This window comes from Phocaeicola coprophilus DSM 18228 = JCM 13818 (genome assembly GCF_000157915.1).
Lineage (GTDB): Bacteria > Bacteroidota > Bacteroidia > Bacteroidales > Bacteroidaceae > Phocaeicola > Phocaeicola coprophilus.
In genome coordinates, this window is the sequence record NZ_EQ973643.1 from 249,560 (window position 1) to 258,461 (window position 8,902).

At 49.9% G+C, this 8,902-nt stretch carries 10 protein-coding genes; 6 read left to right on the forward strand and 4 right to left on the reverse strand.

Annotation, left to right across the window (positions count from 1 at the left end; all coding sequences use genetic code 11):
• Window positions 1–139 precede the first annotated feature (139 nt).
• Window positions 140–1,462, reverse strand: coding sequence for a phage portal protein family protein (locus tag BACCOPRO_RS09010; protein WP_008142945.1), 1,323 nt, complete (start codon window positions 1,460–1,462; stop codon window positions 140–142).
• A 288-nt stretch (window positions 1,463–1,750) separates the two neighbouring features.
• Here BACCOPRO_RS09010 and BACCOPRO_RS09015 point away from each other — a divergent pair, with 288 nt between their 5' ends.
• The 6 genes from BACCOPRO_RS09015 (at window position 1,751) to BACCOPRO_RS09040 (ending at window position 4,938) form a co-directional block, all read left to right on the forward strand.
• The gene (locus BACCOPRO_RS09015) at window positions 1,751–2,203 is read left to right on the forward strand and encodes a hypothetical protein (protein ID WP_004293612.1); all 453 of its coding nucleotides are present in this window, start codon (window positions 1,751–1,753) and stop codon (window positions 2,201–2,203) included.
• Window positions 2,204–2,213: 10 nt separating this feature from the next.
• A complete protein-coding gene (locus BACCOPRO_RS09020) occupies window positions 2,214–2,552 on the forward strand; it encodes a hypothetical protein (RefSeq protein ID WP_004303967.1) in 339 nt (112 codons plus the stop codon).
• Window positions 2,539–3,672, forward strand: coding sequence for a phage antirepressor KilAC domain-containing protein (locus BACCOPRO_RS09025; RefSeq protein ID WP_004303966.1), 1,134 nt, complete (start codon window positions 2,539–2,541; stop codon window positions 3,670–3,672). Before BACCOPRO_RS09020 ends, BACCOPRO_RS09025 begins: the two co-directional genes overlap by 14 nt.
• A 2-nt stretch (window positions 3,673–3,674) precedes the next feature.
• Window positions 3,675–4,112 carry a hypothetical protein gene (locus BACCOPRO_RS09030; protein WP_004293615.1) on the forward strand — a complete coding sequence of 146 codons (438 nt, stop codon included), beginning with the start codon at window positions 3,675–3,677 and terminating at the stop codon, window positions 4,110–4,112.
• A gap of 156 nt (window positions 4,113–4,268) precedes the next feature.
• Entirely contained in the window at window positions 4,269–4,508 is a 240-nt protein-coding gene (locus tag BACCOPRO_RS09035) for a hypothetical protein (RefSeq protein WP_004293616.1), read from the forward strand.
• Window positions 4,495–4,938 carry a hypothetical protein gene (locus tag BACCOPRO_RS09040; protein ID WP_004293617.1) on the forward strand — a complete coding sequence of 148 codons (444 nt, stop codon included), beginning with the start codon at window positions 4,495–4,497 and terminating at the stop codon, window positions 4,936–4,938. The genes BACCOPRO_RS09035 and BACCOPRO_RS09040 overlap by 14 nt, the downstream gene beginning before the upstream one ends.
• A 151-nt stretch (window positions 4,939–5,089) precedes the next feature.
• Here the strand turns inward: BACCOPRO_RS09040 and BACCOPRO_RS09045 are convergent, their stop codons facing one another.
• From BACCOPRO_RS09045 to BACCOPRO_RS09055, 3 genes are all read right to left on the reverse strand, one after another.
• A complete protein-coding gene (locus BACCOPRO_RS09045) occupies window positions 5,090–5,722 on the reverse strand; it encodes an RloB family protein (protein WP_004293618.1) in 633 nt (210 codons plus the stop codon).
• On the reverse strand, window positions 5,697–6,944 hold the full coding sequence (locus tag BACCOPRO_RS09050) for an AAA family ATPase (RefSeq protein WP_004293619.1): 1,248 nt from the start codon (window positions 6,942–6,944) through the stop codon (window positions 5,697–5,699). The genes BACCOPRO_RS09045 and BACCOPRO_RS09050 overlap by 26 nt, the downstream gene beginning before the upstream one ends.
• A 534-nt stretch (window positions 6,945–7,478) precedes the next feature.
• On the reverse strand, window positions 7,479–8,270 hold the full coding sequence (locus BACCOPRO_RS09055; protein ID WP_004293621.1) for a hypothetical protein: 792 nt from the start codon (window positions 8,268–8,270) through the stop codon (window positions 7,479–7,481).
• Window positions 8,271–8,902: the final 632 nt, after the last annotated feature.

Here is an 8,902-nt window from a genome sequence, read left to right on the forward strand (position 1 = left end):
GCGCTGTTCTCCCAATAGAGGATCAGCCTGCGGAATGCATCGAAAATGACACGATACTCCTTTTCCGTATCGGATTCCGTGGTTGCAGATGCCCTGACAGCCCTGAACGGAGCGTTGTCCGGGAGCGGAAGACGGGCTTCTATTCCGCTCCCCGCAGAAAATTTCCGACCTTCGCCCCCCGGGGGCGTCCGTAACGCCGGAAATACTCCTCGTCCGACATGATGCCCCGGTCGTTGTGGCTGAGACCGGATGAGCCGCCTTCGGCTCCGAAACCTAATCCCGGGATAACATTGAGCTGCCGGCCCACATTGATACCGAACTCTTTCTCGATCTCATCGGCCGCCACTTCATATTTGTCCGTGATCAGCGAATAGAGCTTGATGCGGTCCTCGTTGCTCATCTCTATCCGGTTCGAATACCGGAACTCCAATCCTCCGGGGATATACCCGATAGCCACCAGGCGGGGGATTATCTCCTCGTTCATGACGTTTTCGATATACCGACGGTAGACTTCGATACGGTCGCGGAAAATGTCCTGGTGTGCTTTCGTGGAACCCACGTACGACTGCATCCCTCCGGCCATCGACTCGGAGCCGAGCACGAGGTTGGCAACTTCCTTGTTCACAAACTCGATAAGCCCGGTATATATCTTTTCCGAGTTGGACATGGTGAATGTCTTGATATCGACCTCGTCCTCAATGCCGGTAACCACCACCTTGTTCTGTGCCGCGTTGGCTATCTCGTTAGCCAGCCTCTTGCGGTCGGCGTTGCTCTCGCTGACCGTCTTTCCGTGGATAATCGGCTGTCCGTAAGTATGGGAAAAGTTCACATAGTTGGCCACCGTGAATTTCTTGGCCAGTATCAAAGGGGTCGTGGCGGAAAAAAGTCCCAAGTCGCCGGAGTTTACCAGTACATAACAACGGTAATATGCCGGGTCATGTAAATCCCAATGCGGCTCCCACAGTCCCTGCCGCTTCAGTACCGTTTTCTGGTCCGGCAACACATTACGCCGTTCGATGATGTTGACTTCCGCCAGCCTGCCCGTTCTGGGGTCAGTATGCGGCATGATTTCAAGCAGGGTGTACCCGTAGAGCTTGGATTCCACTATGCCCTTGATTATCTTGTCGAACTGCGAACCCTGTATCTTCAGGGAGTTCGCCACGTCCTTGATGTATTTTCCCTTTTCGTTTACACGGGCAAGCATATAGCGGTCGCCGAGAATCTGGCTTTCCAGTGTCTCGACAACGGAACGTATATGAGCGTCCTGTTGCAGGCAGGCTTCATACAGGTCAATGAGCCGGGCGCGGTCATCGAGAATATATCCCGAGCCGGTATCCTGACGGCATGAACGGTAGCGGTTGTTGCGCTCGATTTCGCGGACATACTCCTGAATTGTCTTTTTGGAGGTCTTAAAAATACTCTCCAAGAGTTCCCCGTTAAATGATTTGTCCGATGTAGCCATAATTTTTTTGTTTCTTGTTCAAAGAGTAGAGACAATCCTCAAGAGAGGTTTTTACGGCTAAAAGAATATATGGAGAACGGGACTCTTAATGCTTGATTTACAAACCGAAATATACAACTTAAATATATAGATATTTCGGTTTTATTTATGTTGTAAATATCTTATTATCAGTGATTAACAATTTATTAAAAGTGTAATTTATGTATATATTTATAGTGTATTTCATATTAAAAAGATATATCTTTGCACCACGTTAGATACAAATCCAAGAACAATGAAAAAGAGAACATGAAAGAAGAAAAGATTCCCTGCCGGATAATCCGGTACAGGGAGTTCCCCGATCTGCTTTTCGGAACGTTACGGGAAGACGGACCGGTCTATTTCGACGCGACACGCTTCATCCAGGCCAAAGGAGATGCACGCCGGCATAATGTCCGTGATTTCCGTGTCGCTTTCCATCACTGGGCAACGGCGTTGGCAGACGCCTACGGAATAGACAGGGAAAAGATGATCATCCGTGACGAGGCGTCGGGACACCTGTTAATTGATGAATGTCTGGCTCTATTATTTGTCGTTTACATCGATCCCGCGTTCGGTGTCTACCTTCTGGAGCGCGTGGACGAACTGCTGTCCGGTGGATTTACGGTTTCAGACACTTGGCTGGTACAGGCTGCCGGTCTTAGATTTACAAAGGAGGAATTAACGCAAATTTTAGAACAACATGAGACGCAGCACATTTAAACGACCCAAGATGGTGCTCATCTTCAACGGGGCACAGGTTCTTGTAGCGGTCACGCGCTCGCTGCACAGCGCGGCGGAATTGACAAAAGGCAACTTGCAGGCTATCTCATTCTGTTGCACGGGCAAGTATGTATGCAGCGGCGGACTCTATTTCAGGCATCTGCATCCGGATGTGGAAATCGAGCTGGCCGACCTCGGCACACTGATGCTGAAAGATTATGACGCCCTTTGCGGCGAGAAACGCACGTACTATCCGGTGCGCAAGATGGCACATAAGAGAGCCTTGCTTGAAAACAAACGTAAGTCTGATAACCAAAAGAAAGGAGGAAATACCTATGAGGGAAAATAGGAATGTTCCGTTCCGGGACTGGAACATAAGGGTTTCCCGGAACCATAACGGCCAGCTCCATATCTGCGCCGTGGATATATGCGATATACTCAAGCGGGACGAACTGCTTGAAAACGGCGCCATCGCCCGTGTTTGCCCGACGGCATTGAAAATCAGTTTCCGGAAAAACGGCAGGGAACAGTGGGGTTTCCGTCCCATCGATATGCGCCGGCTTTTACAACTGGTACGCAAGGAGACTATTATACCCCGTGACCTGCTTGATGAATTGGAAGTGTGGGGCAACAAGCTTCTGGAACTGGAAGCCGGGGAGCTGCACGCCGTCCCGCAGGACGACATCGTCATGCACTTCGAGGAAGGGTTCCCCGTCACGTTCCGGCGTGTCGGCGACAAGCTGATGGTCAACGCCACGCAGATCACGATGCACTTCGGGAAAATCCCGTCTGAATGGCTACGCATCGCTTCCACGGATATGCTCCGCAGGGAAATGGCCGGCAACGGACATACCGGGAAATACGAGTCGCAAGTCTTCACCACACGGGGGCGGGGGCACGGTGCGACCTGGTTGGAATCACCGCTTGTCATACCGTTGGCCAGATGGATCGCCCCTGACCTGTCTTTGGCGGAATGGTTGGGCGAGGCTATCGGCAAACTCTCCGTGAAACGAGGGAAGACAATCGTACGCGAACGCCCCAGGGTGGCGGCACCCGGTCTGCCCTGTATGGATTGTCCCATGCCGCAGGATATGGAATCGGCGACGAGACTGATTCTGGAACTGCGGAAGGTGGTGAGTGAATCCCTGCCGAAAATCGTATTCTACGAGGAGTTTATCGAGAACAGGGACTGGTTCAAGAGCACGCGCATCGCTGACGAACTCGGCATATCGCCGCGACAGTTGCACCAGTTCCTTGCCGAAGAGGGCATCTGCAAGTACGAGAAGCGGCAATGGGTGGTCTTTCCTTCCTGCCGGGCCTGGCAATGCGATGTGCCTTACACGTGGGAGAACAGCCGGGGCAAGGTATATACTTTCGGATCCACCAAACGATGGACACAGGCCGGACGGGAGTGTATCATAGAACTGTGGCGCAAGAGGAACCCTGAATACTGCCCACCGGGTGCATAGCGATGGAAACGGCATTACAGCGGATCATCCGCAAGACAGGAAGACGGCCGGTAGAGTGCCGTTGCCGTCTGTGCAGGCAGCAATGCCGGATACCGTGCCTCGGTACGCCGGAAGACATCCTCCGGTTGCTGAAAGCCGGATACAGGGAGCGTCTTGCACCCACTCGGTGGGCGGTAGGCCTGCTGTTAGGAAAAATCCCGTATATCGTGCCGATGGTACAGGCGAAACAGGAAGCAGGCGGGTGCACATTCTTTCAGGACGGACTGTGTGAACTGCATGCGGCAGGGCTCAAGCCCACTGAAGGCAGGTTGTCGCACCATACCATCACCATGGAGAACCTGAAGTTCGGAATGTCGCTCTCGTGGAACGTGGCCAAAGAATGGCTGGACGAGCGGAACTTCGACACGATACGGGAGATTGTCCGGATAATGGGAAAATAGATGAGGGACGGTTTCATGAATGAAGTATCAGTATAACCGGTTGATTCCTCCTTTGCCGATTTCATGGAACCGCCTCTTATTAATTCATACCATTTGCAAACAGTTCGTATTAGTCGCGGCTATCCTTTATCAGGAAAACATTTAAACGCGAATGATATGAAACTGAAAAGCAGAATGACCGTCGGGGAGATGTCGGAACACCTGACGGAACATACCGGCAAGTTCGCCAACCGCGTATCCGTGGGGCGTTACGCCAAAAAACTGGGATACGCCGTGTATAAACCGATGATAAACGGCAGGATATGCCAGTTCTATGTCAATCCGTCGATTAAGGATGACGGGGAAGCGGAAACATTACGGACGAACGAACGCGAAAACGGACATGAAAGGGAATGACGACAAAAGGCAACACGTGATACCGTTTATGAAATGCTTCACCGGGCTGGTCGGCGCGTTCACCCCGGAAGAGGTCATCTTCATGCTGTACATGGCAGACCGTACACGCCTGCGTGAAAAAGGTTACGACACCTTGCGCAGCAAGCGGTACTACATGGAGAACATGGAGATGGGTTCGCGGATTTTCGACAAGTGCGTGGAAAAGACAACGCGTATGGGATTGCTTGAACGGGTGCCGGTCAGCGGGATGTACGATTACCTGTGGCACATGGATTCCTACAACCGGCTTGTAGGGATATTGGCGGAACTTGGAAATCCTTTTTCTACCAGGGCATTCTGTCATCGGATGTTCGATGTGGAAAAAAGGACCGTGGCATCCGTCTCTGACGAAGAGGTCAGCCAATGGAAAGAGAGACACCGAAAAGTTTGAGCGTATCTGTCCACGGAACGTAAATGAATAAAAACAGACGGCATCGTTGTGATTTGCCGTCTGTTTTTGTGTTTTTGCGACATAAAATCCGATAAAACCGGAAGGAGGTGGTAGCCGGGTACAATATTATCCGGGCAAACGACAGAATATGCTAAATATACTTATTCAGTTCTTCCACAAGAAGATGCACCGTTGTCGAAGATTCCGCCTGTGCCGGCGGTATTCCCTCCATTCGGCGCAATACGGCTTTTGCGTTCGTGATGGCCTGAGCCTGTTTACCGCCCAGCTCCCTGAAAACACGACCGCCTGTACCGGCTTCCTTGTTGTAGGAGAAGCCCAACAAGCCGGATAGCTTTGTTTCATATTGATTTCTGTGCATCGGGCCTTGTACCAGGTTATAGTGCAGCAAGAACCAATACTCGAAAGCCTGGTTGCTGTATGCCACCCTCATGCCACCGGCTTCCGCCATACCGATAGCCCGGTTGAAGTCCCGATCGGGAAAGTCATCCTTGTCAAATACCACCCAGCACTGGTCATACTCGCGTCCTTTCTTCCGCTCTTCTTCTTTCATCCGTAAAGCCTTTTGGACAAGACCTACCGTATTGAGTCCCTGGCCTACCGCTTTAATATTGGCGGAAGTCAGGCGAAATGCATTGAAATAATCCGGTTCCGTATTTACCCCCTCGCAGATGATCAGGAAGGATTGTTTGACCTCACGGACAAAACTGATACGCCTGAGTGTCCGTGCCGCGCGTGGATCACGCTTGTTCGTCCGTGCTGCCATATTCTTCCTCCCTCAGGTCAAATAACCGTTCAAACTGGCCGATGACAGGGATACCGCCATATTTCCCCATCAGGTACTCCTTTTCGAAAGGTGCACTGTTGCGAACCTTGTATTCCGCCAACGAATAGAGTTCCGAGGCTCCAAACGAATCTTTCTGTGTAAACCAGATCTGATCCCTGCGGAACAGGCTTGCATTAAGCAGGTTGGTGTCATGTGTCGTGAAAATCAACTGTGCATTCCTGGGATTTGTCACTCTGGAATTGAACAGCCCGATGATGCGACTTGTCAACAGAGGGTGCATTTTCGAGTCGAACTCGTCGACAACCAGCCTTTTGCCATGATCCAACGCGTCGATTATAGGATAAGCCAGCGAGAAGTATTTGATCGTACCCTCCGATTCGTTTACGCGGAACGGGAAAGTGACCGTCTTCGTGGCGTTGCCCTCCTCGTCATATTGCTGGTGTGAACTGATGACTGTATTGTCAACCTTGCGTATGTCGTCGATTCCGAAGTCTGCAAACCGGGCAAACTCCACAATACGCCTTTTCATGGACGGATCATCGATCTGGGCTATCGCCATTTCCCAAATCCGCTCGTCGCTGCTGCCAAGAACAATCGTGGTGTTGGCCAACCATCCCATGATTTCCACCGAGACGCTTTCGTTGAACTGTGCTGCCACGGAAAGAAGCAGCGCATTGTCGCGCACCATTTTTTTGGCGACAACCTCTTTGCCGACCGAAAATTTGGGATGCAGTTCATACTCATCGCCGTCACGCAGGAACAGTTCCACCTCCTTTGCCTTGCGCTTGTTGCCCTTTTGATAAAGCCACTCCCGGTGTACACGTTTTTCATCGACTTCGAACCCATAGCGGTATTGGACCGTTTCGTCGGCAAAGACCGCCTCAAAATAACTGGGCTCCTGTTCCGTCCTCCGGTTGAGACGGAAACTTTCCACCCGTATGCTTTCGCCGGACTGCACGCCTTTGGAGGAATTGATGACAAACCATTTGAAGAAATCGAGTGCTTTGACCAGATTCGATTTCCCGCTGGCATTGGCCCCGTAGATGACCGCACTCTTCAGCAAAGAGAGGTTCGTACCTTCAAGCTCAAAAACAATCTCATCGGACCGGGTCTGTTTTTCTTTCAGCGCGGAAGCAGCCAAAGACAAGGTCGCCGGCTCCTTGAACGAAAGGAAATTTTCGACTGTGAACTGAATAATCATATTATATCGCAGTTATATGTAAATTTTATGCAAATATAGGGGATATTTTTCATATATAGATGTTTTATCGGATCTCTTTTTGCGGTTATTTTCCTGCACGTGAAAATCAGACCGTTTTCGTTCTTGCAATGCTGCCCTGCAAAAGGCGACTGCAATTTTCCGAAGCGGCAACATCGGCTTGCGATTCATGCTCCCGATAGTGGAATTTGGGTGGAAAGACGCGAAATTCGCCACATCTTTCCCCTCAATGTGGTACAAATGTACCGTGTATCTGACAGGAGGGGTGTTACAAATGTAGCAACAATACTATAAGTAGTATTATACAAGAAGAAAGAAGAAAGATGTACTTTTTTCTTTGACGCAAAGAAAAAAGATACCAAAAAAGAAACAAATCATGACAGACGGCACGCCGTCTGTTTTTTTGTTTTTTTGAATCGGAAAGTGTTGAAAACGGATAAGATGAGGATTAAAGGACCACTTCCTCCCCAGATACAAGAGAGAGAAACAGAACGAATACCTTATACCGTCACCCTCTTACCGTCTGGCATCCTTGTCGCGGTTCAGCCTTACGACAGAGCGCACGCAGTCACGTACCAGTTCGGCATCCCTCCGCTCCATGAAATAGTTCCCGCATTCCAACCGTTTCCTGTCCGCCGGCCTGTTGTTGTCCCTGCATTCACGGATTTCCAGTATGTCATTCAGGTAATAGTACTTGTCACCGCGTCTGACACGTGTTGCCAGCCGTTCGAGTTCCTTCAGCCGTCCGTTCCATGCAAGCCCTTTCTGGCGTAGAGCATCGGAAAGCCTGCTACGGCCACTGGTTCCGATAGGCAGTATCTGGAGATTCACCGCGTACCCGACTGTTTCATGCAGGGAATAGCGCAGGCTCCCGTCTTCGTCCAGCAGGCAATACAGCACAACACGTCCTTTTGCGTCGATTTCCTTGAAAGCCCCCAGTATTACATGCTCATCCAGGATACTGAGTTTTACCAACTGTCCGTCTTTGGGAGCATAGAGAGATTCCGAACATACACCCCGGCGCTTGTCCCATGCAAGATGGCCTTCGTTCAGCAGGCGTTGGAGGGCAATCTTTTGCTCTGCGCTCGCTTCCCGGCAATCATTCAGAAACATGACCGCGTCATCGGTAACGAGTTCTCTGCCCGCAGTCATCCTTACCGGAACCGACACGCAATTACCCGTGACATCTCCCACAAGTCCGGTTTCCGATGTCCCACCGTTGAAGACGACCATTCCCTTGCGAATGGACGACCCACCCGTGCTGTCTTTCGGAATACTCCCGATTTTCTTCTTATGATATGATTCCATTCTTTCGATTCTTTATCCAGATATTTCCTGTAACAGCAAAATGCCATACTTCATACATAAGTGGATACAATACGGCAAATATACGTATAATTCACCAAAAAGGCAGGTGACTGAACCCCATTTCTTCTGCATTTCCACGGTTTCCTGTATAAAGTCACAAAAACCGTACAAATAAGTCGGAATCCATGTGGATAGCTTCGTTCTGTATATTCTATATGATTAAGGAACAAGACATTACAAGATTGTCCGATTGTGAAAAGCATATCCGAACATACTGAATGACAGGAATACACATCCTCCTTTTCCGTCGTCCAATCCGGTTAAGAACAGTCAATATACCGACGTGTCTCTATATATTTTTTGATGCGTTTTCAGCGTATCTAAAAAACAACTTCAAGCCGGAACCCGGAAATCGTGCAGAAAGTCTGTACACCCGTGAAAATTGAAAGGACAGGCATCCACAAATGAGAATATTTCAAAAATATGGGACATGGTGAACACCAGCACCTTAAGCAACCATGATAAATACAAGTACTTTACTGTATATTTTTTGATACCTGCTTACAGTTTCAATCCGAAAGCCGCATTTTGAGCCATTTTGGAAAACCGGACTTGAAAAAACGGCCCGAGGT